Origin of the sequence: Novosphingobium fluoreni, assembly GCF_014196615.1 — a bacterium.
GTDB lineage: Bacteria > Pseudomonadota > Alphaproteobacteria > Sphingomonadales > Sphingomonadaceae > Novosphingobium > Novosphingobium fluoreni.
On sequence record NZ_JACIDY010000006.1, the window covers coordinates 154,310 to 179,918 of the forward strand.

The window sequence follows — 25,609 nt, forward strand, 5'->3', positions numbered from 1 at the left end:
CTCAAGCGGCTCCGGTCGAGCTGACATGTTCGACGAACGCGTTCTCCTTTTTCTCGGGCCGAATATAGATCGATGATATCGTGGGAGAGAGTGCCTTCATGGCGACCTCTAGCTCCTCGATCAGGCTCTCCGCTTCGCCCATCGGGATCGTGTCGACAAAATCCGCGCTAACGGCAACGAAGACGCTTTCGGGACCAGTGTGCACGGTGCGGAGATGGTTGACGGCCTCGATCTGCGGGTGCCCATCCAGCACGGCGCGTAGCTGCGCGATCAAATTAGGGTCGGCGGCTTCGCCGATGATCAGGCCCTTGGCCTCCCGCGCCAGCAGGACCGCGACGGCGGCCAATACGAGACCGATGACGATGGACGCTGCGCCATCAATCCGCGGGTCCTGAAAATACACGCTGGCCCAAACGCCGACGGCGGCAATGACCAGACCCGCAAGGGCCGCGGAATCCTCGAACAGAACGATGAAGCCTGGCGGGTCTTTCGACCGGTGAATGGCCTGCCACCAGCCTTTATCGCCCACGCTGCCGCGGAACTCTCGCACCGCGATGGTCCATGATGCGCCCTCCAGCAAAAACGCCAGTCCAAGCACGATGTAGCTCAGCCGGGGATCTTCGATCGGGTGCGGGTTCCAAATATGGATGATGCCCTCGTAGATCGATACGCCAGCCCCCACCGCGAAGATGAGGATGGCCACGACGAAGGCCCAGAAATATAGCTCTCTGCCATAACCGAAGGGGTGGAACTTGTCCGGCGGGCGCGCGGCGCGCTTCTGGCCGTAGAGCAGCAGGATTTGGTTGCCGCTGTCGACAAGCGAGTGGACGCCTTCGGTCGCCATTGAGGACGAGCCGCTGATCCCGGCCGCGACGAACTTGGCGATCGCGATGCCGATGTTGGCGGCCAAAGCGCCGTAAAGCACGATGTCCTTGCGAATTTTGGCAATCAAGCTGGTTTTGGCCATCATCGCTGAACCGACAGCGACCCGAACTGTTGCAGCTATCCACCGAAGTGATCAGCCGAGCTAATTCCGCGTCCGATCGATAGCGGGGTTAAGCGCGGCCAGATGGTCAAGATAGATCCGAGGCTTGCGCATCATCGGCGGCGGGAAATCGACGGTCAGCCCGGATATTTGCGCCACGACGCCCACGAACGTGACGCAATTGCGCCGATCTATGTCCCACAGGTATCGCGGATCGTGCCACCACAGCTGCACTTCCTGAGCGATCTTGTGATAGGCGGCATCGCTGATCGGAACGCGGAAGTGATATCGCGCCCGCTGAATGTACGCCGGCTTTTCGATAAGCATCGTCTGCGGCACGGGTCGAAAAAATCCAGCCGGATTCCAGGTCCTGGCGGAGAAACCGTAGTTCTCATCCACTTTGCTGCCGTCTGCATCCAGCGTGCCGGTCAGCGTGAAGAAGGCATGGACCGACCGACCGGTGATGATCGAGCCGGGTACACTGTAGAACGAAACGATGACCCGTGCCTGACACAGCGGTGAGGCGAAGGCGAGCCATAGGGAAAGCAGGATCGCCAGTCCGCGCATCGCTATTTGGCCTTCAATAGCGTCCGCTCCGCATCGACAAGGTAATCGCGCGTGAGCGGCAGGGCATGGCGGGAGCGGATGTACTGAATCTGGTAATTGCACATTCCACCGCTCTCGAACGCCGCCGTCGCGCCGGCGAGGTAGAAGGTCCACATGCGGTAGAATCGCTCATCGAACATCGCGATGATCTCGTCCCGGTGGGCCACGCAACGCTTGTACCACTCTCGCAAGGTGTAGGCGTAGTGGAGGCGCAGGTTTTCTACGTCCGCCGCGATCAGGCGCATCTTTTCGCTGGAAGCCAGCGTCTCGCTGAGTGCCGGGATGTAGCCGCCTGGGAAAATGTATTTGCGCGTGAATGCGTCGGTGAGGCCGGGGCCTCCCATTCGACCGATGGTGTGCAGCAGCATCACGCCATCCGCTGCCAGCATGTTGGCGCATGCCCGGAAGAAGGCTTCGAACTGGGGCTGGCCAACATGTTCGAACATGCCGACAGAAACGATGCGGTCGTAGTTCGCACCTGATGCTGCGAGATCGCGGTAATCCACCAGCTCGAACGTGATACGATGGGCGACGCCAGCCGCCGTCGCGCGCTCGCGGGCAAGGGCGAGCTGCTCCTCGCTCAGCGTGATGCCGTGGACGATAACGTCGAAGTTGCGGGCGAGATAGATCGCCATGCCGCCCCAGCCGCAACCGATATCAAGCACGCGCTGCCCGCGCTGGAGCGCCAGCTTCGCAGCAATATGGGCAAGCTTGGCCTCTTGCGCCTGTTCCAGCGAAAGATCGAGGCTGGGCCAGTATGCGCAGGAATACTGCAGGTGATCGGTATCCAGGAACAGGCGGTAGAGATCGTTCCCGATATCGTAGTGGTGCGCCACGTTCGACTTGGACTTGCGCGACTGATTGAAGCTTTCCAGCCGATGCGCCAGCGTATTGCGGATGCGGCGGATCGGGCTTGCCGGTTGAAGGCGACCGTTGCGATCCCACGGAGCATTGCCGCGGATCAGAGCGAGGAGGTCCATGACGTCGCCACGCTCGACCACCAGTTCGCCATCCATGAACGCTTCGGCAGCGCCTAGGCGGGGATCCATCAGGATGCGCCGTTCCGCCGTGTCGGTGGTGAAACGGATCTGGACGTCAGGAAAGCCCTCTGCCCGCGACCCGAAATGTGTGCTGGAGCCATCGGGCCGAACGACTTCCAGAGCACCACAGGCGACAACACGGCTAAGAAAACGATCGAGTATGCGCTTAGCCATGTTGGAAATCCCTGGTCTTGATGGTGGGGCGGCCAGCGGGATGGCAATCAGACTGATGGAATGGCATGGCGCGCATTCCTAACCCCGCTGCCCGGAAGAACAAGTCCCATTCCCAGAGGACAAACGTTCGGGGAAGGGTCAGTCTCTCGCGAGAAACAAGACATCGCGAGGTTGGGATAGCAAGTGCTGGCCAGAGTCTATGAAAACGGTCTCTCCGCTTTCCAACCACCCTTCGGCGAGGAATAGCGCGGCTGCGGCGATCTCATCGGCTCCGGTCTTGCGGCGGAGCAGGTTCATGAGGTGGGATCGCTCCGTTTCCTCCTCGCGCTGGTCGTGGCTGGCAAGGATCGCGCCGGGAGCCAGGCCGTAGACCCGATCGCGAGGGTTGGTGCGCGCCATGGAAAGCATGGTGGTGGCGGCCGCCAGAGCCGTCTTGCTCATGGTGTAGGAAAAGAAGTCCGGATTGATATTGGCGATCTTCTGATCGCTTACGTTGATCACGCGGCGGCCAAGGGCCGACTTGGCTTGTCCCAGGAATGCTTGCGCCATGGCGGCGGGCGCCTGGGTGTTTATGCGCATCGCCCGGTAAAAGACATCGGCGGAAAGGAGCGTTGCGTCATCCAATTCGAAAACGCTGGCGCAGTTTACCAGCACGCGCCAGTCCGAGATGGTCTGGGCCAGATTCTCGACCATTTCGATCGCTTGGTCCACATTCGCCAGATCCGCCGTGACGGTCTGTGCCGACGATAGCGTGGCAGCGAGAACTTCCGCTTCATCGCGCGAAGAGCCGTAGTGAATGATGACGTGCCAGCCCTGCTCTGCAAAGGCCCGGGCGATCGTGCGACCCAGCCGGCGGGCGGCACCGGTGACGAGGACGGCGGGGCGGCTCATCGCATGCCCTCAGGTTGCCGCAGTTGCCGGTGTCCAGAATAGCAAGACGAACAGGCCGTCTCAGCAGGAAGCGGATTTGGAGAAATGGAAAACATTTGGCTCACATGCATCATGGAGCATAGTCGGCGCGAGTAGGAAAGGTTGCAGCGCGCACCATCAGATATGCGCAAATGAAAAGCGCGCCGCCCTTTCGAGCGACGCGCCTTCCTAGTGGACCGGGTAAGATCAGCGGCAGCGGGGACGCGAGTTGTTGCGATCCACTTCGCGACCCAGCAGCGCACCTGCGCCAGCACCAAGCACGGTGCCCAGGGTCTTGTCACGACCGCCGTCGATGGTGCGGCCCAGCAGGGCACCGCCGACGCCGCCGATCAGGAGGCCGGTGGTGCCGTTCGACTTGCGGCAGCGATAGCGGCCGTCGTCACCGCGCCAGTAGCGCACGCCGTTGTCGGTGCTGTAGTAACGGCGATCGTCGCGGCGGCGTGCTTCGGCAGGCGTCGCGGTCATCACGGGGATGGTGACTGCCGCCATCAGAGCGGTAAGAATGACTTTACGCATGGTGAGAGCCCTCTGGTCTTGCATTGAATTGATCGGGTAACGCAGCTTTTTGTTCATTGATCCACAACGTCAGATGAACAGACGAAAAAGCTCCCATACCCACGATCAAGCGATGCAAATGCACGGCAAAGCGAATTGCCCCCCCCCGTCAGCCGACTATCGCTCAGCCCAGCGCGGCCTGCTTTTCTTCGTATAGCCGGTCCAATTCAGCTCGGCTTTTCTTCTCGGCCGCCGTCTTCAGCTGGCCACAGGCCGCGTCGATATCGCGGCCGCGCGGGGTGCGAACCGGCGCTGAAATTCCAGCTTCGAACACGATGTCGGAAAACCGGCGCACCCTTTCCGGCGTCGAGCATTCGTACGGTGCACCGGGCCACGGGTTGAACGGGATGAGGTTCACCTTCGCCGGGAGCTTGTAATGCTTCAACAGGCGGACAAGCTCGCGGGCATCGTCGTCGCTGTCGTTCTTGTCCTTGAGCATGACATACTCGAACGTGATGCGGCGGGCGTTGCTGGCCCCGGGATAGTCGGCACAGGCCTGAAGCAATTCCTCGATGCCGTACTTGCGGTTGATCGGCACGATCTCGTCCCGGATGTCCTTGGTGACGGCGTGCAGCGATACCGCCAGGTTCACACCGATCTCTTCCCCGCATTGCGCCATCTTGGGAACGACGCCCGATGTGGAAAGCGTGATCCGCCGCTTCGACAGGGCAAGACCATCGCCATCCATCACCAACTTCAGCGCATCACGCACATTGTCGAAGTTATAAAGCGGCTCCCCCATGCCCATCATCACGATGTTGGTGAGCAGGCGGCCATCCGACGTATAAGAACCTTCATCCTCGTCATCATCCAAGTCGGCCATGGTGCCGATCTTGGTGTCCGCCACGCCCTTGGGCCATTCGCCCAGCGCATCGCGTGCCAGCATGACCTGGCCGACGATTTCACCCACCGTCAGGTTGCGCACCAGACGCATCGTGCCGGTGTGGCAGAAGCGGCAGTTGAGTGTGCATCCGACCTGGCTGGAGACGCACAGAGTGCCCCGGTCCGCATCGGGAATGAAGACCATCTCGAAATCGTGGGCATCGGGCGTGCGCAGCAGCCATTTGCGCGTGCCGTCCGTGGAGTGCTGTGCCTCGACGATCTCGGGCCGCCCGACCACGAAGCGATCTGACAGCCAGGGCCGCATAGCCTTGGCGATATCGGTCATCTCGGCAAAGTCGGTCACGCCGCGATGATAGAGCCAGTGGAACACCTGCTTGGCGCGCAGCTTCGCTTGCCGGGCGTCCAGGCCCGCCGCTTCGAACAATTCGGCAATGCGCTTCCGTGGAAGGCCAATGAGGTCGATCTTGCCGTCCTCCCGGGGCGTGACGCCGGCGACGACATCGGCGCGCGGCACGGGGACGGGATCAATGAGCCCGGGGATCGGCATGAGGTTCGTATCTGACATGATCGCCGCATATAATGCACCCGTCGCTCAGTTGAAAGCCACGCGCCCACGCGAGCCCGCGAACGTGTCGCAGATGCGAAAGTTTCGGTCGGCAAACCTTTCGTTCTCTCGGTTCGCTGGAAAAGTGTGACTGAAAAACAACGGTGATTCGTTGTGTTACGTTCATGAAACTCCGCCGCGTTGCAGCGCATTTCACGGGTCCAACGATACAAGTCGCAGGACTACGGAGTTAGTTTATGAAGAAAGTTCTCGCCTGCCTGGCAACCGGCACCGCTTTGCTCTCGGTTCCCGCCATGGCCCAGACCGCCGAAGGCTCGTTCACCGGCCCCCGCGTGGAAGCGATCGTAGGTTACGACATCACCAAGGCTGGTAGCGACGTCGATGATGACTTCAACGATCGCAACGACCAGTCGATCGACGGGCTGCTGTACGGCGGCGGCATCGGATACGACTATGACTTCGGTCGGGCCGTGGTCGGCGTCGAGGGTGAAGTGACTGGCAGCACCGCCAAGACCTCTTTCAACGATGACGGCGATTTCGAAGGCTTCGGGCTCGGCAACGTCAAGACCAAGCGTGATTTCTACGTTGGTGCGCGTGCCGGTATCAAGGCTACGCCCAACACGCTGGTCTATGTGAAGGGCGGCTACACCAACGCCCGCTTTGGCGCTCGCGCCAGCGACGGCACTAATATCTCGCGCTTGAACTTCGATGCAGACGGCTGGCGCCTGGGCGCTGGCGTCGAGCAGAAGTTCGGCACCAACACCTTCGCCAAGCTGGAATATCGTTACTCCAACTATTCGAAGGCCGAGTTGGACTTCCGCGACGACATTCCTGACAGCGATCGCTTCAATGTCGACCTCGATCGTCATCAGGTCGTCGCTAGCGTCGGCTATCGCTTCTGATCGTTTGATCTCAGATCAAGGGGAAGGGCGGGGCACAGGCTCCGCCCTTCTAGCTGTTGCCCGTTACGGGTACCTCATCCGGCACGGGCGCAGGCGATCGCCGCTGCGTCCATGGCCGAAGCGGCTCCGGCCAGCATCCAGCCATCGCTGAACGGGCGTCCGCGCTGATCGCGTGCACTGACCCGCATGGATGACGCGGATCGCATCGCGGCGATGATACCGGCGTTGTCGGAGTTGTTGGCCGCCCAGGCGTCCCCCCCGCCTCCGGTGAGCGCGAAGCGCCTGTCCCCGATAGCCAGAACGATCGGCCGATCCGCTGCTGAGCGACGTGATAAGCGAAAGTGAATCTGCGTGCGCACATTGCGTTTCGGCCAAGTGCCGACGGCGGCGAAGGGCTGATGCTCCCGTTCGCGCGCGTTGGGCTCGGCCATGGCGATCGCATAGCAGCGCGGCGTCGCGGGATCTCGAAACGCCCCCCAACCGGAATACAGCCCCAGGCTTTCACGCGCCGCAGCCGGCATGGCAAAGGCCGCGGCCGCGCACACAAAGCCCAGCGTCAGCGCAATTCGGCGAATGGGGATAAGGGATAAGCCCGGCTGCTGGGCGCCGCGTCTGATCGTCAGGAGCTGACCGATCCGCTCGACGCGCTGACTTTGCCGCTGCCACTCGTCCGCTCGATCACTCTGCGAAGACGGCGCGCGGTGGCGATAGCTTTCTCCTGCTCTTCGGTGGAGCAGTTGGCCTCAACAATGTCTTCCAGGCTATCCGCGGCCTTGCCCAACATGCTTTTCAACGCTTCCGTTTCAGCGCGGGCGTTGCCGAGGGCGTGGCGCAGATCCTGTTCCGTCTTTTCGTTCATACAAGGTTCCAGCGATCCCAGACTCACAATACAGCCGGGAGAAAGATTGGCCAAGTGATCTTGTTCACGGATCAGGGTAGTTAATCTTGAGCACTTCCCATTCCTTTTCGCCCGCGGGCAGGCGCACGGTGCGAAGATCGCCCACCGAAGCGCCGCGCAACGCCCGGGCGATCGGCGCGCTCCAACCGATCCGGCCTGCGGCGGCGTCCTGCTCGTCATCGCCCACGATGGTGATGGTCATGTGCTGATCGTCTTCGTCGACCAGGATCACCATGGCTCCGAACAGCACCTTGCTGCGTTCCTCCTGCCGCGCCGGGTCGATCACGCGCAAGGCCTTCATCCGGCGCGCGAGGTAAGCCAGCTCACGATCGATTTCCCGCATCCGCTTGCGGCCGTAGAGGTAATCGCCGTTTTCCGAGCGGTCGCCGTTTCCGGCTGCCCAGCTGACGATTTCCACGATCTCTGGCCGCTCCTTGCCCAGGAGATGGTCGTACCGCGCGCGTAATCGCGCCATGCCGGCGGGAGTGATGGGTGGGCCTGAGGGGGTCATCATCTTTCGGTCTTGTTGAGCAGCCGGTGGGCGCCGGCGAGGCATGGCATGCGGCCAGGGCGCTAACCCGGCGTGCGCTTGCCCATCATCGCACTGAGCGGCGCCTGCCCGCGATAGTATCCCCGAGACGGGTTCATGCTCTGATAAACCACGGCGTTTTCCATAACGCGCTGGATATAGTTCTTCGTCTCATAGATCGGGATGCGCTCGATCCAGTCCACCCATTCGATCGCGCCGGTGCGCGGATCGCCGTTGGCGGCGAGCCACTTGTTCACATTGCCGGGCCCGGCGTTGTACGCGCCGACCGCCAGAGGCGTCGCGCCGCCGTAGTAGTCCATCATCCGGCTGAAGAACCCGTCGCCCAGCCTGACGTTGTAGATCGGGTCAGAGGTCAAGGCGCTTTCGCTATAGCCGATGCCAAGCTTGCCGGCCTGTTCGCGCGCGGTGCCCGGCATCAGCTGCATCAAACCGCGTGCGCCGGCATGGCTCATGGCATTCTGCGCGAACTGGCTTTCCTGTCGGGCCAGCGCGTGGTCCATCACCCAGTTCGCACCAGGGGGCACCGGCATCTCGGGGAAAGAGATGCGCCCGAAGCTGGTGTATCCGTCCGCATGAGCCGCTTGGCCAAGGATAACGCCCAGGTCTCGGCGGCCGATCTCTTTCGCCAGATCGGCGACCAGCACGTGATCCGCCTCCGATTGCGCCTGGTCCGAGATCTCGCGAAAGAACTGCACGCCGGTGCGCCAGTCGGCATCGCGGGCAACATCGCGCACCGCGCGTGTGATCGGCTTAGCGTTGAACGCGGCGCGATCCGCGTTGCCCGGCCGGACTTGCGGCATGACATCGAGGTTGGGGATCGGGCGGCCCAGCCGCTCAAGAGACAACTGGCCGTAGAACGTCTCGGGATAGCGCGCGGCCATCTCGAAATAGCGATTGGCCCCGGACGTATCGCCCGCCTGCGTCAGCGCGCGGCCCGCCCAATAGAAGCCCTTCGATCGCGTGCCGGGCGTCTGGGCGGCGGCGCCGTAGCGATAGAACAGCGGCGCGGCGCGGCGCGGATCGCGCAAGTCCCAAATTGCCTTGGTACCGCCCAGCCATACCAGCGTCGTATAGTCATCGCGCACCCGGAACGAGAGCTTGGAGATATCCGTCCCCGGCGCGAACGCGTCATCGATAGAGGTGGCGATGCGAACGGCGGGGTCGGCACCCGCGCCCTTGGCCACCGTCAGCAGTTCCTTCACCCACTTCGCAGCGTCAGGCACCGGCTGCGAGAGCGGGGGGCGCGTCGAGAGCAAGCTGATGGCGGCGGGTAGATTGCCGCTCTGCCGCGCCTGCACCGAACGGTTATAGACATAGCCGGGATCGCGCAGCAGATCGCTGCCGATCGGCATGCCCAGCGATCCTGGGGCCGCGCCTTGCAGCAAAGACAGCCGCTCCATGAACAAGGGCCGGCGTCCAGCCGATACGAACGAGATCTGCCGCTCGGCCTGCGAAACTTCGCCTTGCCACAGCAGGGCATTCATCCGCGCGTCGTGATCGTCCGCGCTGAACCTGTCGCGATAGAAGCTGAGCAGCAAACTTTCGTCCGTGGGCAGTAGCGATCCGGAACGCCATGCAGTCACCGCCCGCTGTGCGGCGTCCGATCGCCGCAAATTGGTGAGAGCGGTAGCATAGCGGCCAGCCGCCTGGCTGGTCAGCGGCGGCAATCGGTCGAAGAACGCCACGAGCGTGGAGGGATCGGGCGATTCGCTGGCGAGCGCCTTTTCCGCGTATCCCCGCAGCTTCTCTTCCTGCGGATAGCCCGGATAGGTCATCAGGAACGAGGCATAGGCGCCAAATCCCATGCGATCGCTGGCCGTCAGCAGTCGCCAGCGGTCCACGGACTGGTGGGCGGCCATGTCGTGCGATTGCATCTGAATGGCACGCGCCTGATCCCACGCGGCAGCGGAACTCGTGGTGTCCTGCGCCCAGGCGGGCGGCGAGAACCAACAGGCGGATGTCAGCAGAAGACAGGCGGAGGCGCGCAGCATGCTGGACATTTTGGAAAAAGGCTCCTTATCAGGCCCTGAATGATCAAGTCTTATGACGGTGGCGCTTCACTCGTGACGCGCCGTGGATGCCGTCTTGATGACCAACAGCAAAGGCGAAGTCCATGTTCTCGGGTTCGATTCCTGCACTCGTCACCCCGTTTCGCGATGGCGCGTTCGATGAAAGCGCCTTTCGCAAACTGGTGGACTGGCAGATCGAGAACGGTTCGTCGGGCTTGGTCCCCTGCGGCACTACGGGGGAGAATTCCACGCTCTCCAACGCGGAGCACCACCGTGTGATCGAAGTTTGCGTGGAGCAAGCGGCGGGCCGCGTGCCGGTTATTGCTGGCTGCGGCAGCAACGATACGATGAATGCTCTTCTCCACATGAATTTTTCGAAGAAGAGCGGAGCGGCCGCCGCGCTCGTGGTCGCGCCCTACTACAATCGGCCGAGCCAGGACGGGCTGCTCGCGCATTTCTCGTATCTGGCCGAGCATAGCGATTTGCCGATCCTGCTCTACAACGTGCCCGGCCGCACGGTGACCGACCTGCAGCCCGAGACGGTGTGCGAACTGGCGCGTCGCTTTCCACGGACCTTCATCGGCATCAAGGACGCCAGCGCCGATCTCAGCCGCGTCACCGATCACCGCATGGGCATCGGCAAGCACTTCGCGCAGCTTTCGGGCGATGACGAACTGGCGCTGCCGTTCAACGCGGCGGGCGGCGTTGGCTGCATCTCCGTCACCGCCAATGTCGCGCCCAAGCTGTGTGCCGAATTCCAGGCCGCTTGCGCCGCCAACGATCTGGAACTGGCGCGTGAGCTGAACGACAAGCTCTATCCGCTGCACTATGCCATGTTCGAGGACAGCTCGCCGGGGCCGTGCAAGTACGCCTTGGCGCGGGTGCATCCGTGGCTGTCGAATGAACTGCGCCTGCCGCTGGTCCCCTGCGGCGAGAAGGCACGGATCGCGGTCGACGCCGCGCTGGAGCATGCCGGGCTGCTTTAGGGCCTGATATAGACGAAACTGCGCCGTCCCAAGCTTGACCCGGGGCGGTGCTCGCCAACGATCTTTTTCCCGCTACGCCGTTCATGATTTATTTTGGCGGTGTGTGTCCCTACATGGCGGATCATGGCGCGCCCCCAGCACAAAGAATTCGACAAAGTGAAGACCGTGGCGGAAAACCGTCGCGCTCGATACGATTACCACATCGAGGACACTTACGAGGCCGGCATCATGCTGACCGGCACCGAAGTGAAATCGCTGCGATTTGGCGAAGGATCGATCGCCGAATCCTACGCCGAGGTGAAAGGCGGAGAGTGCTGGCTGGTGAATTCCAACGTGCCGGAATTCAGCCACGGCAACCGCTTCAATCATGAGCCCAAGCGACCCCGCAAGCTGCTGCTGCGCGAACGCGAGATCGCCCGCCTGCACGGCATGGTCGAGCGTAAGGGCATGACCTTGGTTCCATTGTCGATCTATTTCAATGGCAGAGGCCGCGCAAAGGTGGAACTCGCGCTTGCACGCGGCAAGAATGCAGCCGACAAGCGCAGCACCATCAAGGAGCGCGACTGGAAGCGCGAACAAGGCAGGATCTTGCGAGAGCACGGATGAGCACGCTGTTTTCCCGTCTCGCGCGCTGGTTCCACGCCCAGATGCCGACGCATGAACAGCTAGCGGGAAACCGATTTACCGCCCCTCTTGCGCGACGGCAGGAACTGTTTCGTTTCACGCGCCGCTCGGTGCCGCGCGGGGTCGCGGTGGGCCTGTTGGTCGGCATCTTTGCATTGATCCCGGGCATCCAGATCGTCGGCGCGGCTTTGCTGTGCGTGCCGGTGCGGGGAAACATCCCGCTGGCGGCGGCGATGACATTCCTGTCCAATCCCGCCACCACGCCGTTCATACTGGCGGCCTCGATCTGGGTGGGCAATCATCTGGGTTTTCACGCCGATCTCAGCACGTTCTATGCGCTTTACGAAAGCGGCGCGGGCGCGCGGCGCTGGTTGTACTGGCTATTGTCTGACGCGGCACCGTCGCTGGTGCTGGGGCTGTTCGTCATCTCAGTCGTCACGGCCGCCATCGGGTACCTTTTGTCGGTGTGGTTCTGGCGCGGCTGGATCGGACATAAGCACAAGGCCCGGCAGTTGCGGCCCCGCCGCCCCGCCCCTCCGCTTGAGAAGCCATGCGCCGGGGCTGGCGCGTGATCGAAGCAGAGCGGCCGGCCGCCGCCCCGAGGTTTGGACCGTCGGAGATTCTCGGCGTCGTCGCTGCGCTGGTGGCCAGTGCTGCGTTAGTGTGGTTCGCGACTCGCGATGGCATCGCCACGGCCGCGTTCATTGCTGGCGTGCTGGTGCTGGGGACGTTGGCGTTTCTCTTGCTGCGCCGTCGCCCGGCCGAAGCGGAGGAGGAGTTCGCATCTCCGGATTGGTCCGTCACCGTCGCCGCGATCGAGGGTTCGGATTCCGCCATTGCCGTCACTGACCGCGCCGGGCGCCTGGTCTGCGCGAACAGCCGCTACGAGGCTTGGTTCGGGGCGGCCAGCGCGCCGCCGGGGCTTCCGGTTGACGACACGTCGCAAGATAAATTGTCAGATGCTGTGCGCCTGACCTGGCGTGATGGCGCCGCGCAAGTTGCGATCACCACTGACCTGTCGGAGCTAGGATACGGGTCCCAGCGTTGGCAGGCCCATGCCCGGCGGGCGGGTCGCGGGGATGATTTCATCGTCTGGCGCTTCGAGGCGCTGGTGCAGGGCGATCCGGTGGCCGAGCTCGTCGCGCACCTCGATGGCAAGCTTGGCCGCGCGCTGTCTGCGGCCGGTATCGTTGGGGCGCTGGTCGATCCGGACGGCACCATCCGCGCTACTAGCGCCGGCTTTGCCGAACGCGCCACGGGGGACGCGCAGGCCGACCTCGTCGGTCAGGATTTCGTGCTTCTGCTGCGTGAGGAAGAAGGCGATCGCATCGCCTGGGCGCGCGATGGCCAGCAATCCAGCCCGATCACCTTGTACCATGTGCCCGCGGTCGACCCGGATCTCGGCATCGAAATAGATCCCCGAACCGCGCCGGCGCTGATGCTAGTCGTCGATGCGGGGCTGGGCCTTGGCGCCGGTGAGACCGCCAGCGCCGCCGCGCCGCACTTGGAGGCATTGCTGGGGCAATTGCCGCTGGGGCTCGCCATGGCCGATCGCGACGGCCGGCTGCTCTTTGCCAACCCCGCGTTCATGCGCGCCGCCGGGCGCGAGGGGCACCCCAGCGCCACCTATCCCACCGATCTCGTGGTTCGCGAGGACAAGCGCGCCCTTTCCGAAGCCATTCGCCGCTTCGCGCAAGGGCCGGCCGCCTCCGGAGATATCGCCGTCCGTCTCCTGGCTCTGCCAGACGATCCGGTATCGCTGAGCCTCGCGGGCGTTCGCGGACTGGGCGACGCGGCGGTTTTGCTGGGCCTGACTGATTCGTCGGAAGAAACGCGGTTGAAACGTCAGGTTGCCCAGGCCACGAAGATGCAGGCCGTCGGCCAGCTCGCCGGCGGCGTTGCCCACGATTTCAACAACGTTCTCACGGCGATCCTGGGCACCTGTGATTTGATGTTGATGCGCCATACGCCCGGCGACTCTGACTATGATGACATCCAGCAAATCCGCGCGAACTCAAACCGTGCAGCCTCTCTGACGCGCCAACTGCTGGCCTTTTCGCGCCAGCAGACTCTGCGCCCCGAAATCCTGCAAGTGCCGGATGTCGTCGCCGATGTATCACAGATGCTGCGCCGCCTGATCGGTGAGAAAATCCAGCTCGTCGTCCAGCACGATCGCGATCTGGGCGCCGTGCGGGCCGACCCTACGCAGCTGGAGCAGGTCATCGTCAATTTGGCCGTCAACGCGCGAGACGCCATGCAATCACGCGGTGACGGGTCCGGCAAGCTGACCCTTGCCACACGCCGCGTCAGCACCGCCGACGTCCGCGCGATGCGCAGCGAGATCATCCCGATCGGCGAATACACCGCCCTCATCGTGGAAGATACCGGCAGTGGCATCCCGCCCGAGCATCTGGGCAAGATCTTCGAACCCTTCTTCACTACGAAGGAGCAGGGCAAGGGCACTGGCCTCGGCCTTTCGACGGTCTACGGCATCGTCAAGCAATCGGGCGGCTTCATCTTCGCCGAAAGCGAAGTCGGGCAGGGTACGCGCTTTACCGTTTATTTGCCGGTCGATCATGCCGGGCCGGGGGCGGGCCGCTCTCTTCCCAAGCCGGCCGAGGCGTCGCGCCAATGGGCTGGAGGCGGGCGGATTTTGTTGGTGGAGGATGAAGACCCCGTCCGCGTCGTGGCTGAGCGGGCGCTGACCCGCCAAGGCTATCAGGTGACGTCCGCCCGTGACGGTGAAGAAGGCCTGGAATTGGTACGGGAAGGCGGTTCGTTCGATCTGGTCGTCAGCGACGTGGTGATGCCCAGCATGGACGGCCCAGCCATGGCGCGTTGCATCCGTGAAATCGCACCCGCCCTGCCGGTACTGTTTATGTCCGGCTACGCGGAGGAGCAGTTGCGCAAGGAGATCGGCATCGCCAACGCGTGGTTCATGCCCAAGCCGTTTTCCGTTCAGCAATTGTCCGAGAAGGTCGGTGACGTGCTGGCTCAGACCTTGCAGCCGGTTCGATGATGACGGCGCGGCCCGCCTTGCGTAACGCAATCTTCGTCACTCTGCTGACGATCTTCGGCGTTCTGGCAGGATTGGTTTCGTACTACGGCCTTGGCCACTCGGATGCGGTGGAGGATGCGCCTTTCCTGGGGCGCCTGGCCAACCGCCTGATCTATCAGGGGCGCTCCGGCGAAGATTTGGGGCCGGGGCGCGAAGCCATGCTGTTGGCTGTCGAAGACCCGGCGTTTGCTGCCAATCTCGGCCCCGATGTTGATACGCCGGGTGGCTCCGTAACGTCGATCAGCCGCGCTCTTGCGTCTCGCATGGCGTTCGACGGTTACACCGGCGGCGTCGGTCGGATTCGGCTCGCGGGATACGCTCGCGGCCTCGAAGAGAAGTTGTCCAAGCGGCAAATTCTGGCTTTGTGGCTCGAAACTGTGGAAATGGGCAGCGTGCCGGAAGGGTGGCTGAAAGGCTTTTTTCTCACCAGCCATCTGATGTATCATCGCTCCCCCGCAAAGCTGTCGGACGCGGAGTTTCTACGCCTCGTGGCCGTCGCGTCCGACCCTGATTCTTTCCATTTAGACCGCCCGGATCCAGCGCTGGACGAGCGTGTAACCCGCATCACGCGCCTGTTGGCGGGCACTTGCGTGCGCGAACGCAAAGGCGATGTGAAGCTTGCGCCCTGCGCCGAAGAACAGCCGTAGGAAAACATTTGTTCCCCTCTTGTTCGATGAGAACAAATAGCATACATCCTGTTTCGTGACATTGACCTTTCCGGTCAGGCAGGTAGCGAAGAGGGAACGACATGGCTGCTCAGCTCAAGCTGATCCAGGAAGGCAAGGAAAAGGACGCAATGGACCGCCAGAAGGCCCTAGAAGCCGCGCTTGCGCAGATCGATCGCGCGTTTGGCAAGGGCAGCGCGATGAAGCTCGGCTCCAAGGAGACGATGCAGGTGGAAGCGATTTCCACCGGATCCCTGGGTCTGGATATCGCCCTTGGCGTGGGTGGCTTGCCGCGTGGCCGTGTGATCGAGATTTACGGCCCGGAAAGTTCGGGCAAGACCACGTTGGCGCTGCACTGCATCGCCGAAGCGCAGAAGATCGGCGGCACCGCTGCGTTCATCGATGCCGAGCACGCGCTTGACCCGGTCTATGCCAAGAAGCTGGGCGTCAACATCGATGAATTGATCGTGTCGCAGCCCGATACCGGCGAGCAGGCGCTTGAGATTGTCGATACCCTGGTTCGCTCCAATGCGATCGACGTTCTGGTGGTCGATTCGGTCGCGGCGCTGGTCCCTCGCGCCGAAATCGAGGGCGAGATGGGCGATAGCCACGTCGGCCTTCAGGCGCGCTTGATGAGCCAGTCGCTGCGCAAGCTGACCGGCTCGATCAGTCGCTCGCGTTGCATGGTGATCTTCATCAACCAGCTGCGCATGAAGATCGGCGTCATGTATGGTAACCCGGAGACGACCACGGGCGGCAACGCTTTGAAGTTCTACGCTTCGGTCCGCCTCGATATCCGCCGCACCGGTGCGATCAAGGACCGTGATGAAGTGATCGGCAACGCCACGCGTGTTAAGGTGGTGAAGAACAAGGTTGCCCCGCCGTTCAAGCAGGTCGAATTCGATATCATGTATGGCGAAGGTGTCTCAAAGATAGGTGAGATACTGGATCTGGGCGTCAAGGCCGGCTTGGTAGAAAAGTCAGGCGCCTGGTTCAGCTACGATTCGATCCGGATCGGGCAGGGTCGTGAAAATTCCAAGACCTACCTCAAGAACAATCCCGAAGTGTGCGAACGCCTCGAAAAAGCCATCCGCGATCGCACTGCTGGCTTGGCGGAAGAGATGATGGCTGGCCCATCGGAAGAAGACGATAGCTGATGGTACTTGTCTGAATGGCTTTAGGAGGACTTGAGTTCTGAGGCCAGAAATCAGCTCTGGCCTCAGTTCTTTTGGCGGTTTGGCAAAAATGACTCCCGTCACCCAGCGTCCATCTGCAATGCGAAGTCGTAAGGCGGCGTGGAAACGGGGATAAGGCCCATTCTTGAACAAGGTCCGATCACGCTGATCGCGCCTTCCCGCTTGCCGCAAGTGAACCCCCGGTTTATCGGCTCACCCTATGCGCTCCACGAACGAAATCCGCCGGTCTTTCCTTGAATACTTCGGCTCGCACGGTCACGAAGTTTCACCCTCGGCCCCTCTGGTTCCGTACAACGATCCGACGTTGATGTTCGTCAACGCCGGTATGGTGCCGTTCAAGAACGTGTTCACCGGCCTTGAAAGCCGTGAGACACCGCGCGCCACTTCGTCGCAGAAGTGTGTGCGGGCAGGCGGCAAGCATAACGATCTAGACAATGTGGGTTATACCGCGCGGCATCACACCTTCTTCGAGATGCTCGGCAATTTCTCGTTTGGGGACTATTTCAAGGAACAGGCGATCACCCACGCCTGGAACTTGCTGACCAAGATCTGGGGCCTTCCGGCCGAGAAACTGCTGGCCACCGTCTATCACACGGATGACGAAGCGTTCGAACTGTGGAAGAAGATTGCGGGGCTTCCCGAACATCGCATCATCCGCATCGCCACGAAGGACAATTTCTGGGCGATGGGGGATGACGGTCCTTGCGGGCCATGCTCCGAGATCTTCTACGATCACGGCGAGCATATCCCCGGTGGGCCTCCGGGATCGCCCGATGAGGATGGTGATCGCTTCATAGAGATATGGAATCTGGTGTTCATGCAGTTCGAGCAGGCGGGCGGTGAGATCATCGGCGATCTTCCGCGCCCCTCGATCGATACCGGCATGGGGCTGGAACGGATCGCCGCGGTGCTGCAGGGCGTTCACGACAATTACGACACCGACACTTTCAAGGCCCTGATCGCGGCATCGGAAAGTCTCACCAGTGTACCGGCCGAGGGCGGCCATCGCGCCAGCCACCGCGTTATCGCCGATCACTTGCGTTCCACCGGCTTCCTCCTGGCGGACGGGGTGTTGCCGTCAAACGAGGGCCGCGGTTACGTCTTGCGCCGCATCATGCGCCGGGCGATGCGCCATGCGCACCTGCTGGGTGCGAAAGACCCGTTGATGCATCGTCTGGTGCCCGCGTTGGTCGCTGAAATGGGCCAGGCATTCCCTGAACTCAGCCGCGCCCAGCCGATGATCGAGGAGACGTTGGAGCGCGAGGAAATCCAGTTCCGCCGCACGCTCTCGAACGGTCTGCGTCTGCTGGACGAGGCGACGAACGGCATGACCGAGGGCGGTGAACTCCCCGGTGAAACCGCCTTCCGTCTTTACGATACCTTCGGCTTCCCGTACGACCTTACCGAAGATGCGCTGCGCTCTCGCGGGATCAGCGTCGATCGCGTTGGGTTCGACACGGCGATGGCTCAACAGAAGGCCGCCGCACGCGCTGCCTGGAAGGGTTCAGGCCAGGCGGCAGATAGCGAAATCTGGTTCGATATCGCCGAGCGCGAGGGCGCGACCGAGTTCACCGGCTATACCGCCGACAGTGGCGAGGGCCGCGTGGTCGCGCTGGTGCGCGACGGGCAGGAAGTTACGTCCGCCAAAGCCGGCGAGGACGTCATCATCCTCACCAATCAAACTCCGTTCTACGGTGAAAGCGGTGGCCAGGTCGGCGATGCCGGAACCATAGTCGATGCGCCAGGAAGCGGCAGCGGCGAACTGGCGATCACTGTCAACGATACCGCCAAACCGCTTGGCCGCCTCCATGCGATGCGGGGCCACGTGGATGCAGGCGGCATCAAGGTCGGCGATACGGTGCTGCTGACAGTCGACATTGATCGGCGTGACGCGGTTCGCGCCAACCACTCGGCCACCCACTTGCTGCATGCAGCCTTGCGCAATCGCCTGGGTGACCATGTGACGCAGAAGGGATCGCTGGTAGCGCAAGAGCGACTGCGCTTCGATTTCTCGCACCCGAAGGCATTGACGCCCGAAGACATCGCGGTGCTCGAGGCGGACGTCAACGCGGAGATCCGTCACAACGATCCGGTGATTACTCGTCTGATGAGCCCCGATGATGCCGTGGCCGCAGGTGCCATGGCACTGTTCGGCGAGAAGTATGGTGACGAGGTACGCGTGCTGGCGATGGGCCGGACCAGCGGCAGCCGCAACTACTCGGTCGAGCTATGTGGCGGCACCCATGTGCGGGCGACGGGCGACATCGGCGTGTTCCGCATCGTGTCGGAGTCCGCCGTGTCATCGGGTGTGCGCCGGATCGAGGCACTGACCGGCGAAGGTGCGCGACGCTGGCTGGTGCAGCGCGAGGAAGCCTTGAAGGGCGCTGCCGGCCTGCTTCGCACCTCTCCTGAGGATGTCGAAACAAGGGTCGCGGCCCTGCTTGAGGAGCGCAAGAAGCTGGAGCGCGAATTGGCCGACGCCAAGCGCGCGATCGCGTTAGGCGGCACTGGCGCGGCAGTGGATGCTCCTGCGGATGAAGATATCGGCGGCATCAAGTTTTTCGGCCAAGTGCTTGAGGGTCTGGACCCGAAGGAACTGCGCGGGTTGCTCGACCAGGCCAAGCAACGGCTCGGCTCCGGCGTGGCGACGATCGTGGCGGTGAACGAGGGCAAGGCGAGCATCGCGGCGGCGGTTACGGACGATCTTGTCGGCCGGGTCAGTGCTGTCGCGCTCGTTCGCGCTGGTGTGGAAGTGCTGGGCGGTAAAGGTGGCGGCGGCCGCCCGGACATGGCGCAAGGCGGTGGTCCGGATGGCTCCAAGGGGGCTGAGGCGCTGGCTGCTGTAAAGGTGGTAATCGCCGGCTAGTCTTGCAACCGTGGCTTGGCGCGTGTCAGCGTATGTTGCGCGCACCTGTGCTTCGGCGTTCTCATGCCCTAGGATATCGCTGTCCCCGGGGGCAGGAGCCCTCCGATATGGCTGGCTTCATCAGGGGCGGGCACGCGATCGTTGATGGCAGCGAGCGGATCGGTCGCGGTGTCCACCCTCCCGGTTCGTGCGCATTACACCACACGGGCCTAGATCAGGCGGTGCGGTCCCGCATGGTGGAACTGCGCAGGGCCGGCTTCTCTGACAGGCCGCCTTCTTCCATCAGTTGCGTCCGCAAGGCGTCCCGTTTCTCGTGGATAGAGGCGATGACCGGGCCCATCGGTACGCCCAGATCGACCAGCACGGCTTCAGACAGTTGCAGCGAGCTTTCCAGCGTTTCCGGCACTGCCTGGCTCGCCCCGGCTCGGTAGAGCACCGCGGCATGAGTCGTGTCCCTGGCGCGGGCGATGATCGGCAGGTCTGGGTAAGCGCCCCGGAGGCGGCGGACGAGGCGCTGTGCCGAAACCGGCTCGTCCATCGTCAGGATAACCGCCGTGGCCTTATCGGCACCCAGGCGCTCGAGTGCGTTTCCGCGCGCCGCATCGCCGAAGGTGACGGCGTAGCCCTGATGCTTGCCGTCACTCACCAGATCGGCGTCGCTGTCCACGGCGATGTACGCCTTGCCGTGCCTGGTAAGCATATCCGCCACCAGTTGCCCGACTCGCCCGAAGCCCACGATGATCGCGCGCGGCGCATGTTCGTCGGGGAGGGTGCTTTGCGGCTCGTAACGGTCGATCCGTCGCGCCATGGTGCGCCCAAGCAGCGCCAGCAAGGGGGTGATCGTCAGGCCCAGCGCGGTTACGATCTGCCAGAACTGCGAAGTGCCCGGGCTGATAAGTTGCGCGGTAGTGGCGGCGGTCAGCACGATCAGGGTGGTTTCGGACGGGCTGGACATGAGGATGCCCGTCTCCATCGCGGTGCCCCGCCGCGCGCCGGTGATGCGCAGCAGCAGCCCGGTGACCAGGGCCTTCAGGGCGATCACGCCGAACGTGGCCAGCAGGATCGTGCCGATATTCTGCGCGACTACGGCGAAGTCGATACTCATGCCCACGGTTATGAGGAACACGCCCAGCGCGAGGCCCTTGAACGGCTCGGTGATATGTTCGACCTCGCCGTGATACTCGGTCTCGGCGATCAGCAGCCCGGCGATCAGGGCACCGACGATAGGCGAGAGGCCCGCCGCCGCGGTCGATAGCGAGGCCAGGATCACTACGAGCAGCGAGGCGGCCAGGAACAGTTCCGGGCTCTTGGTGCGAGCCGCTTGCGCGAAGAGCGGCGGCAGCAGGAACCGCCCCGACACCAGCAGCACCGCGATCACCGCGAAGCCCACCGCGACGGTCGAGACCATCGCGCTGAAACCGCCCGCGGCGCTCGGCCCCATGGCGCCGAGTAGAAAGATGATCGGCACCAGCGCGATGTCTTCGAACAAAAGCATGGCGAGGGCCGCGCGGCCAACCGGCGTTGTCGTATTGGTAATTTTCAGGACAAGCGCGGTGGAGGAAAGTGCCAGCGCCAGGCCAAGAGCCAGCGCGCCGCCGATGTCATGTCCGATCGAGGCCAGGACGGCGGTGATCGCCGCACCTATCCCCAACAGTTCCAAGGAGCCGAGGCCAAATACCTGCCTGCGCATCTGCCATAATCGGCCAAACGAAAGTTCGAGGCCGATCGAGAATAGCAGCAGGATGATCCCGAACTCGGCGAAAATGTCGAGGCCCTCGGGTTCTGAGATCGTGATGTGATAGAGCAACGGAAACTGCGGCACCAGGCGGCCCAGTCCCGAAGGTCCAACCAGCAGGCCGATCAGGATGAAGCCGATGACAGGCGTGATGCGGAAGCGTGCGAAGATCGGGATGACTGCGCCCGCAGCGCCGAGGATGACGAGGGCGTCGGAAATGAAGGGAGATGTCAGTTCATGCGGTGCAGCCATGCGTGTGCGATAGGGCACACGCGCCGTGTTTGTCACGACTGGCGGCGATCTTTTGTACTCTAAACGCAAAAACGGCTGCGCCCTGATGGAGGCACAGCCGTTTTCAGCACTCAGATCAGGAGTGTCAGGCCCAGGCGGCCATCTCCGCATCGAGATTCTGCACGATCTCTTCGAAGAATTGCTCGGTGGTCATCCATGGCTGATCGGGGCCGATCAGAAGCGCAAGATCCTTGGTCATCTTGCCCTGCTCGACAGTCTCGATGCAGATGCGCTCGATCGTCTCGGCGAACTTCACCACCTGCGGCGTGTCGTCGAACTTGCCGCGATAGCTGAGACCTTGGGTCCAGGCGAAGATCGAGGCGATCGGGTTGGTCGATGTGGCCTTGCCCTGCTGATGCTGGCGATAGTGGCGCGTCACGGTGCCGTGCGCCGCTTCAGCCTCGACCGTCTTGCCGTCGGGCGAGAGCAGGACCGAGGTCATCAGGCCCAGCGAGCCGAAGCCCTGCGCCACGGTGTCCGACTGCACGTCGCCGTCGTAGTTCTTGCAGGCCCAGACGAACTTGCCAGACCACTTGAGCGCCGAGGCGACCATGTCGTCGATCAGGCGATGCTCATAGACGATGCCCTTGGCCTTGAACTGTTCGGCGAAGCCTTCATTGTCGAACACTTCCTGGAACAGATCCTTGAAGCGGCCGTCATAGGCCTTGAGGATCGTGTTCTTGGTCGACAGGTATACCGGCCAACCCAGGTTCAGGCCATAGTTGAAAGAAGCGCGCGCGAAATCGCGGATCGAATCGTCCAAGTTGTACATCGCCATGGCGACGCCCGAGGAGGGGAAGTCGAACACGTCGAGGTCGATGCTCTTGCCGTCCGCGCCGTCGAAGACCAGGCGCAGCTTACCGGGGCCCGGGATCAGCGTGTCGGTGGCGCGGTACTGATCACCAAAAGCATGGCGGCCGACGACGATCGGGTCGGTCCAGCCCGGCACAAGGCGGGGAACGTTCGAGATCACGATCGGCTCGCGGAAAACGACGCCGCCCAGGATGTTGCGGATGGTGCCGTTGGGCGACTTCCACATCTTCTTGAGGCTGAATTCCTCGACGCGGGCTTCGTCAGGCGTGATGGTGGCGCACTTTACGGCGACGCCGAATTCCTTGGTCGCGTTGGCGCAATCCACCGTCACCTGATCGTCGGTGGCGTCACGGTTCTCGATCGACAGGTCATAGTACTTCAGGTCGATGTCGAGGTAGGGGAGGATGAGACGCTCACGGATCCACTGCCAGATAATCCGCGTCATCTCGTCGCCGTCCATCTCGACGACCGGGTTCTTGACCTTGATCTTTTCCATGCAAACACTCCTGGGGGTGAGGATTTTGCGGCTTATTAGGCAGGGGGGCGTTGCTTAGCAAGGCAAGTGAGGGGCCCTTCACAAGTCCGATGGATGAAGGACGCGCCGACATGCGCCCAGATACGAAAAAGCCCGCTAAACCGTAAGGCTAGCGGGCCATTCGAATGGTGGGCGTAGCAAGGATTGAACTTGCGACCCCTACGATGTCAACATAGTGCTCTACCACTGAGCTATACGCCCGAACACCATTCGTTTTCCCGCCGAGCCAGAGTGATCCGGCCCGTCGGAGGAGCGCCCTTTAACTGCGCCCCAGGCGGGATGCAAGCCCTGTTACGAGACTAAAGTCGAGCATGTTCAGCAAGACCGAAAACACGCTGCACTTCAAGCACCAGATCGCGAAGGTGAAACGGCTTGGACAGAACCCGCGCCTGCGGCGCTTCACGACTGGCGCGCAAGGTGACGGCGGCGAATCCGGTGATGAACATCACCTTGGTGTGGGGGGAAACCTCATTGCAGCGTTGCGCCAATTCGATCCCATCCATTTCCGGCATCACGATGTCGGACAACAGCAGGTCGAACGCCTCTTGTTGAAGCAGGGGCAGGGCGTCGGTTCCACGATCAACTGCCACCACGTCATATCCCGCATTCTGAAGAGCGCGGGAAAGGTAGGTTCGCATGGCTTGATCGTCTTCGGCGAGCAGGATGCGGATCATTCTTTGGATATTCCGAAAATCGCGCGTCGCTTACCGACGCCTTGAGCAGCCACATTAAGGGTGAGGAGTTAAAATTCCTGTCCGCGAAATCACGTGTTATCTCTTCCGCCATCCCCGTCGGCCTTGTGACACGGGCCTTTAAACAAGACAGCAAAAACGTGATGCATAGGCAAAAATCACCCATCGAGTCCGCTGTTTGCACCGGGGGGAGAATTCCTGGCCTGCCAGGCACCGCCGCCTACCGGGTATGGTCCGCCAGTGCTTCCTGCCTGCCGGTGATTCTGGCCGTGCCACATGCGGGACGAGGCTATCCCCGCCGCCTGCTTGACGACATGCGCAACGCCGAATCGTCGTGCCTCAAGCTGGAAGATCGCTACGTCGATCGCCTGGCTCGTGCAGTGGCGCAGCAGACAGGAGCCGCGCTGCTGATCGCGCAGGCACCACGGGCGATGATTGACCTCAATCGCGCGCCAGACGATGTGGACTGGGAGATGTTCACCAGGACGGACCGGCCCGACACGGTGACGTCCGGAGCTGGCCGGCGCGCTCGCACGGGTCTCGGCCTCATCCCGCGACGGTTGCCGGGGCTGGGAGAATTGTGGCGACGGCCGCTGGATGGGAAAGACCTGACGGAGCGGGTCACCCAGATCCACGAGCCGTACCACACCTGCCTTGGCGAGATGATGCGCGCGCATGCCGAGCGGTGGGGTGCGGCCCTGCTGCTGGACCTGCACTCGATGCCGTCGCTTCCGGCGCGGGGAGGGCATCCCGGCGCGCAATTCGTCGTGGGAGACCGATTCGGCGCGAGCAGCGCGGGATCACTCGTGGCGTCAGCGTTCGCGCATTTTGCCCGGACCGGACGGGGCGCCGCCCACAATCGCCCTTACGCGGGCGGCTATGTGCTGGAGCGGCACGCGAAACCTTCCGCCGGTCTGCACGCGATGCAAATTGAGATCGACCGGGCGACCTATCTGGACGCCGCGCTAGTCGAGACCGGAGACGGCTTCATCGACGTGGTCGATGTGCTGTGCGGCTTGGTGCGAACACTTTCCCAAGCCGTCGCCGAATTGGCCGAAGCCGGGAGTTCAGGCGTGTGGCCGTTGGCCGCCGAATAGTTTTGGATTGCCCAAAAAAACCACCCCGTGCAAATGCACGAGGTGGCCAAGGTTCAGGGAGGAGGTGCACAAAGTGCACCAACTTCGCCAAGCCATGAGGGCAGCGTTGGCGAAGCAATTGCAACATAATGGGACAACCGTTCCGTTGCAAGCGCGTTGTCGACGAACCGTTCACCGCAACGCGGATGGCCACGCGACCACCCGCGGCGGCCGTTGGATCAGACCGGCTGCGGTACCGCCGGGCCCTTGCCCTGTTCCACCTGGCGACCGAAAATGTCGCGCACGAGGTCGAGCGAGAACAGGTGCGCGTAGATCAGGGCGAGCAAGCCGCTCTGGTTCCAGTTGCGGAGGATGTCGCCGCGCAGTTCGCGCAGCTTGTTCTCATCCACCATGCGGAAGCCACGGTAGTTGAAGGGCTGGCCGTTGCCGACGTCGATGTTCAATTCGCCGTCCATCAGCAGGTTGTGCTTTTCCAGCTCTGCCATGAAGCTGGCGGTCTTCTGGCCGGCAATCTCGAACTGCTCGCAGAATTGCAGGGTCGCGCGGCAGCTTTCGCTTGGCTCGTTGCCGTCGAACAGCGGCTGTCCCTCGTCCAGTTCGCCCACCAAGTCGCTGGTGGGATCGACGCACAGCGACATCTCTTCCGAATCGGGCTGAACGCGGGCGAGGAGGAAGGGGTAGCGGCGGACGTAAGCCGGAATGTAGACCGGCTGCGGCACGTTGCCGTCATCCTCTACGAAGACGTTTACGCCCTCGTTCAAGCCCATCAGCGCGATCGGAAAGGGATTCTCGCCCGCGGTGAACACGATCGGGAAGTTGCGCTGCGCCAGCGGGAACTCTTCCACGGTCAGCGGCACGGTGTTGACGTTGGCCAGCCATGTGGCCTTGTCGGTCGCGCGGCTCTTCCAGTTGCTATGCTCTTGCGAGCTCAGCAGCACCAGGTCGTTGTAGAAGAGGGGAAGGGATACGTTATCCGGCGCGCTGGCCATCGCTT

Annotated in this window: 23 protein-coding genes and 1 tRNA gene; 9 read left to right on the forward strand and 15 right to left on the reverse strand. The window is 62.6% G+C overall.

Going from position 1 to position 25,609, the window contains the following annotated elements:
- Position 1: 1 nt before the first annotated feature.
- From GGR39_RS12790 to rlmN, 6 genes are all read right to left on the reverse strand, one after another.
- A complete protein-coding gene (locus GGR39_RS12790; RefSeq protein WP_246388682.1) occupies positions 2–970 on the reverse strand; it encodes a cation diffusion facilitator family transporter in 969 nt (322 codons plus the stop codon).
- Between the two features lie 57 nt (positions 971–1,027).
- Positions 1,028–1,552: a hypothetical protein gene (locus GGR39_RS12795; protein WP_183617486.1), complete on the reverse strand. Its 525-nt coding sequence runs from the start codon at positions 1,550–1,552 to the stop codon at positions 1,028–1,030.
- Positions 1,553–1,554: 2 nt separating this feature from the next.
- Complete coding sequence (locus tag GGR39_RS12800) at positions 1,555–2,805, reverse strand: SAM-dependent methyltransferase (RefSeq protein WP_183617487.1); 1,251 nt, start codon at positions 2,803–2,805, stop codon at positions 1,555–1,557.
- Positions 2,806–2,943: 138 nt separating this feature from the next.
- Entirely contained in the window at positions 2,944–3,696 is a 753-nt protein-coding gene (locus tag GGR39_RS12805) for an SDR family oxidoreductase (RefSeq protein WP_183617488.1), read from the reverse strand.
- Between the two features lie 225 nt (positions 3,697–3,921).
- Positions 3,922–4,251, reverse strand: coding sequence for a glycine zipper 2TM domain-containing protein (locus GGR39_RS12810; protein WP_058735523.1), 330 nt, complete (start codon positions 4,249–4,251; stop codon positions 3,922–3,924).
- Positions 4,252–4,414: 163 nt separating this feature from the next.
- Positions 4,415–5,698, reverse strand: coding sequence for a dual-specificity RNA methyltransferase RlmN (gene rlmN / locus GGR39_RS12815; protein WP_058735446.1), 1,284 nt, complete (start codon positions 5,696–5,698; stop codon positions 4,415–4,417).
- Positions 5,699–5,934: 236 nt separating this feature from the next.
- Here rlmN and GGR39_RS12820 point away from each other — a divergent pair, with 236 nt between their 5' ends.
- On the forward strand, positions 5,935–6,600 hold the full coding sequence (locus tag GGR39_RS12820; protein ID WP_183617489.1) for an outer membrane protein: 666 nt from the start codon (positions 5,935–5,937) through the stop codon (positions 6,598–6,600).
- Between the two features lie 74 nt (positions 6,601–6,674).
- Here GGR39_RS12820 and GGR39_RS12825 read toward each other — a convergent pair whose 3' ends face one another.
- The 4 genes from GGR39_RS12825 to GGR39_RS12840 form a co-directional block, all read right to left on the reverse strand.
- Positions 6,675–7,031, reverse strand: a complete 357-nt coding sequence (locus GGR39_RS12825; RefSeq protein WP_343055884.1) for a hypothetical protein — start codon at positions 7,029–7,031, stop codon at positions 6,675–6,677.
- 188 nt (positions 7,032–7,219) lie between these two features.
- The gene (locus tag GGR39_RS12830; RefSeq protein WP_221226121.1) at positions 7,220–7,459 is read right to left on the reverse strand and encodes a hypothetical protein; all 240 of its coding nucleotides are present in this window, start codon (positions 7,457–7,459) and stop codon (positions 7,220–7,222) included.
- Positions 7,460–7,523: 64 nt separating this feature from the next.
- On the reverse strand, positions 7,524–8,009 hold the full coding sequence (gene greB, locus GGR39_RS12835; RefSeq protein ID WP_058735522.1) for a transcription elongation factor GreB: 486 nt from the start codon (positions 8,007–8,009) through the stop codon (positions 7,524–7,526).
- Between the two features lie 62 nt (positions 8,010–8,071).
- Positions 8,072–10,048: a lytic transglycosylase domain-containing protein gene (locus tag GGR39_RS12840; protein WP_183617491.1), complete on the reverse strand. Its 1,977-nt coding sequence runs from the start codon at positions 10,046–10,048 to the stop codon at positions 8,072–8,074.
- A 113-nt stretch (positions 10,049–10,161) separates the two neighbouring features.
- Between GGR39_RS12840 and dapA the strand changes: the two genes are divergently transcribed.
- The 7 genes from dapA to alaS all read left to right on the forward strand — a co-directional run bounded on the left by dapA (position 10,162) and on the right by alaS (position 19,452).
- On the forward strand, positions 10,162–11,043 hold the full coding sequence (dapA, locus tag GGR39_RS12845; RefSeq protein WP_183617492.1) for a 4-hydroxy-tetrahydrodipicolinate synthase: 882 nt from the start codon (positions 10,162–10,164) through the stop codon (positions 11,041–11,043).
- A gap of 123 nt (positions 11,044–11,166) precedes the next feature.
- Entirely contained in the window at positions 11,167–11,649 is a 483-nt protein-coding gene (smpB, locus tag GGR39_RS12850) for an SsrA-binding protein SmpB (protein ID WP_183617493.1), read from the forward strand.
- Entirely contained in the window at positions 11,646–12,239 is a 594-nt protein-coding gene (locus tag GGR39_RS12855; RefSeq protein WP_183617494.1) for a DUF2062 domain-containing protein, read from the forward strand. The genes smpB and GGR39_RS12855 overlap by 4 nt, the downstream gene beginning before the upstream one ends.
- Positions 12,218–14,686: a hybrid sensor histidine kinase/response regulator gene (locus GGR39_RS12860; RefSeq protein WP_183617495.1), complete on the forward strand. Its 2,469-nt coding sequence runs from the start codon at positions 12,218–12,220 to the stop codon at positions 14,684–14,686. The genes GGR39_RS12855 and GGR39_RS12860 overlap by 22 nt, the downstream gene beginning before the upstream one ends.
- Entirely contained in the window at positions 14,686–15,372 is a 687-nt protein-coding gene (locus GGR39_RS12865; RefSeq protein ID WP_082667826.1) for a transglycosylase domain-containing protein, read from the forward strand. Before GGR39_RS12860 ends, GGR39_RS12865 begins: the two co-directional genes overlap by 1 nt.
- Positions 15,373–15,473: 101 nt before the next feature.
- Entirely contained in the window at positions 15,474–16,547 is a 1,074-nt protein-coding gene (recA, locus tag GGR39_RS12870) for a recombinase RecA (protein WP_183617496.1), read from the forward strand.
- Positions 16,548–16,785: 238 nt separating this feature from the next.
- Positions 16,786–19,452: an alanine--tRNA ligase gene (gene alaS, locus GGR39_RS12875; RefSeq protein WP_183617497.1), complete on the forward strand. Its 2,667-nt coding sequence runs from the start codon at positions 16,786–16,788 to the stop codon at positions 19,450–19,452.
- A 214-nt stretch (positions 19,453–19,666) separates the two neighbouring features.
- On the opposite strand, the gene GGR39_RS12880 is transcribed toward alaS, so the two are convergent.
- From GGR39_RS12880 to cpdR, 4 genes are all read right to left on the reverse strand, one after another.
- Complete coding sequence (locus GGR39_RS12880; protein WP_183617498.1) at positions 19,667–21,439, reverse strand: cation:proton antiporter domain-containing protein; 1,773 nt, start codon at positions 21,437–21,439, stop codon at positions 19,667–19,669.
- Positions 21,440–21,563: 124 nt separating this feature from the next.
- Positions 21,564–22,787, reverse strand: a complete 1,224-nt coding sequence (locus tag GGR39_RS12885) for an NADP-dependent isocitrate dehydrogenase (RefSeq protein ID WP_183617499.1) — start codon at positions 22,785–22,787, stop codon at positions 21,564–21,566.
- A 165-nt stretch (positions 22,788–22,952) separates the two neighbouring features.
- A tRNA-Val gene (locus GGR39_RS12890) sits at positions 22,953–23,027 on the reverse strand.
- A gap of 98 nt (positions 23,028–23,125) precedes the next feature.
- On the reverse strand, positions 23,126–23,500 hold the full coding sequence (cpdR, locus tag GGR39_RS12895) for a cell cycle two-component system response regulator CpdR (protein WP_058735434.1): 375 nt from the start codon (positions 23,498–23,500) through the stop codon (positions 23,126–23,128).
- Positions 23,501–23,661: 161 nt separating this feature from the next.
- Between cpdR and GGR39_RS12900 the strand changes: the two genes are divergently transcribed.
- Positions 23,662–24,615, forward strand: coding sequence for an N-formylglutamate amidohydrolase (locus GGR39_RS12900; RefSeq protein ID WP_183617500.1), 954 nt, complete (start codon positions 23,662–23,664; stop codon positions 24,613–24,615).
- Between the two features lie 218 nt (positions 24,616–24,833).
- On the opposite strand, the gene GGR39_RS12905 is transcribed toward GGR39_RS12900, so the two are convergent.
- Positions 24,834–25,604 carry a SapC family protein gene (locus GGR39_RS12905; protein WP_058735432.1) on the reverse strand — a complete coding sequence of 257 codons (771 nt, stop codon included), beginning with the start codon at positions 25,602–25,604 and terminating at the stop codon, positions 24,834–24,836.
- Positions 25,605–25,609 lie beyond the last annotated feature (5 nt).

Excerpts from the sequence above, each read along its gene's own strand:
- greB (WP_058735522.1), bottom strand. The coding sequence starts at position 8,009 with ATGACCCCCTCAGGCCCACCCATCACTCCCGCCGGCATGGCGCGATTA.
- rlmN (WP_058735446.1), bottom strand. The coding sequence starts at position 5,698 with ATGTCAGATACGAACCTCATGCCGATCCCCGGGCTCATTGATCCCGTC.
- GGR39_RS12790 (WP_246388682.1), bottom strand. The coding sequence starts at position 970 with ATGATGGCCAAAACCAGCTTGATTGCCAAAATTCGCAAGGACATCGTG.
- GGR39_RS12860 (WP_183617495.1), top strand. The coding sequence starts at position 12,218 with ATGCGCCGGGGCTGGCGCGTGATCGAAGCAGAGCGGCCGGCCGCCGCC.
- recA (WP_183617496.1), top strand. The coding sequence starts at position 15,474 with ATGGCTGCTCAGCTCAAGCTGATCCAGGAAGGCAAGGAAAAGGACGCA.
- GGR39_RS12905 (WP_058735432.1), bottom strand. The coding sequence starts at position 25,604 with ATGGCCAGCGCGCCGGATAACGTATCCCTTCCCCTCTTCTACAACGAC.
- GGR39_RS12800 (WP_183617487.1), bottom strand. The coding sequence starts at position 2,805 with ATGGCTAAGCGCATACTCGATCGTTTTCTTAGCCGTGTTGTCGCCTGT.
- GGR39_RS12840 (WP_183617491.1), bottom strand. The coding sequence starts at position 10,048 with ATGTCCAGCATGCTGCGCGCCTCCGCCTGTCTTCTGCTGACATCCGCC.
- GGR39_RS12810 (WP_058735523.1), bottom strand. The coding sequence starts at position 4,251 with ATGCGTAAAGTCATTCTTACCGCTCTGATGGCGGCAGTCACCATCCCC.
- GGR39_RS12900 (WP_183617500.1), top strand. The coding sequence starts at position 23,662 with ATGCATAGGCAAAAATCACCCATCGAGTCCGCTGTTTGCACCGGGGGG.
- cpdR (WP_058735434.1), bottom strand. The coding sequence starts at position 23,500 with ATGATCCGCATCCTGCTCGCCGAAGACGATCAAGCCATGCGAACCTAC.
- smpB (WP_183617493.1), top strand. The coding sequence starts at position 11,167 with ATGGCGCGCCCCCAGCACAAAGAATTCGACAAAGTGAAGACCGTGGCG.
- dapA (WP_183617492.1), top strand. The coding sequence starts at position 10,162 with ATGTTCTCGGGTTCGATTCCTGCACTCGTCACCCCGTTTCGCGATGGC.
- GGR39_RS12820 (WP_183617489.1), top strand. The coding sequence starts at position 5,935 with ATGAAGAAAGTTCTCGCCTGCCTGGCAACCGGCACCGCTTTGCTCTCG.
- alaS (WP_183617497.1), top strand. The coding sequence starts at position 16,786 with ATGCGCTCCACGAACGAAATCCGCCGGTCTTTCCTTGAATACTTCGGC.
- GGR39_RS12865 (WP_082667826.1), top strand. The coding sequence starts at position 14,686 with ATGACGGCGCGGCCCGCCTTGCGTAACGCAATCTTCGTCACTCTGCTG.
- GGR39_RS12805 (WP_183617488.1), bottom strand. The coding sequence starts at position 3,696 with ATGAGCCGCCCCGCCGTCCTCGTCACCGGTGCCGCCCGCCGGCTGGGT.
- GGR39_RS12880 (WP_183617498.1), bottom strand. The coding sequence starts at position 21,439 with ATGGCTGCACCGCATGAACTGACATCTCCCTTCATTTCCGACGCCCTC.
- GGR39_RS12830 (WP_221226121.1), bottom strand. The coding sequence starts at position 7,459 with ATGAACGAAAAGACGGAACAGGATCTGCGCCACGCCCTCGGCAACGCC.
- GGR39_RS12885 (WP_183617499.1), bottom strand. The coding sequence starts at position 22,787 with ATGGAAAAGATCAAGGTCAAGAACCCGGTCGTCGAGATGGACGGCGAC.
- GGR39_RS12795 (WP_183617486.1), bottom strand. The coding sequence starts at position 1,552 with ATGCGCGGACTGGCGATCCTGCTTTCCCTATGGCTCGCCTTCGCCTCA.
- GGR39_RS12825 (WP_343055884.1), bottom strand. The coding sequence starts at position 7,031 with ATGGCCGAGCCCAACGCGCGCGAACGGGAGCATCAGCCCTTCGCCGCC.
- GGR39_RS12855 (WP_183617494.1), top strand. The coding sequence starts at position 11,646 with ATGAGCACGCTGTTTTCCCGTCTCGCGCGCTGGTTCCACGCCCAGATG.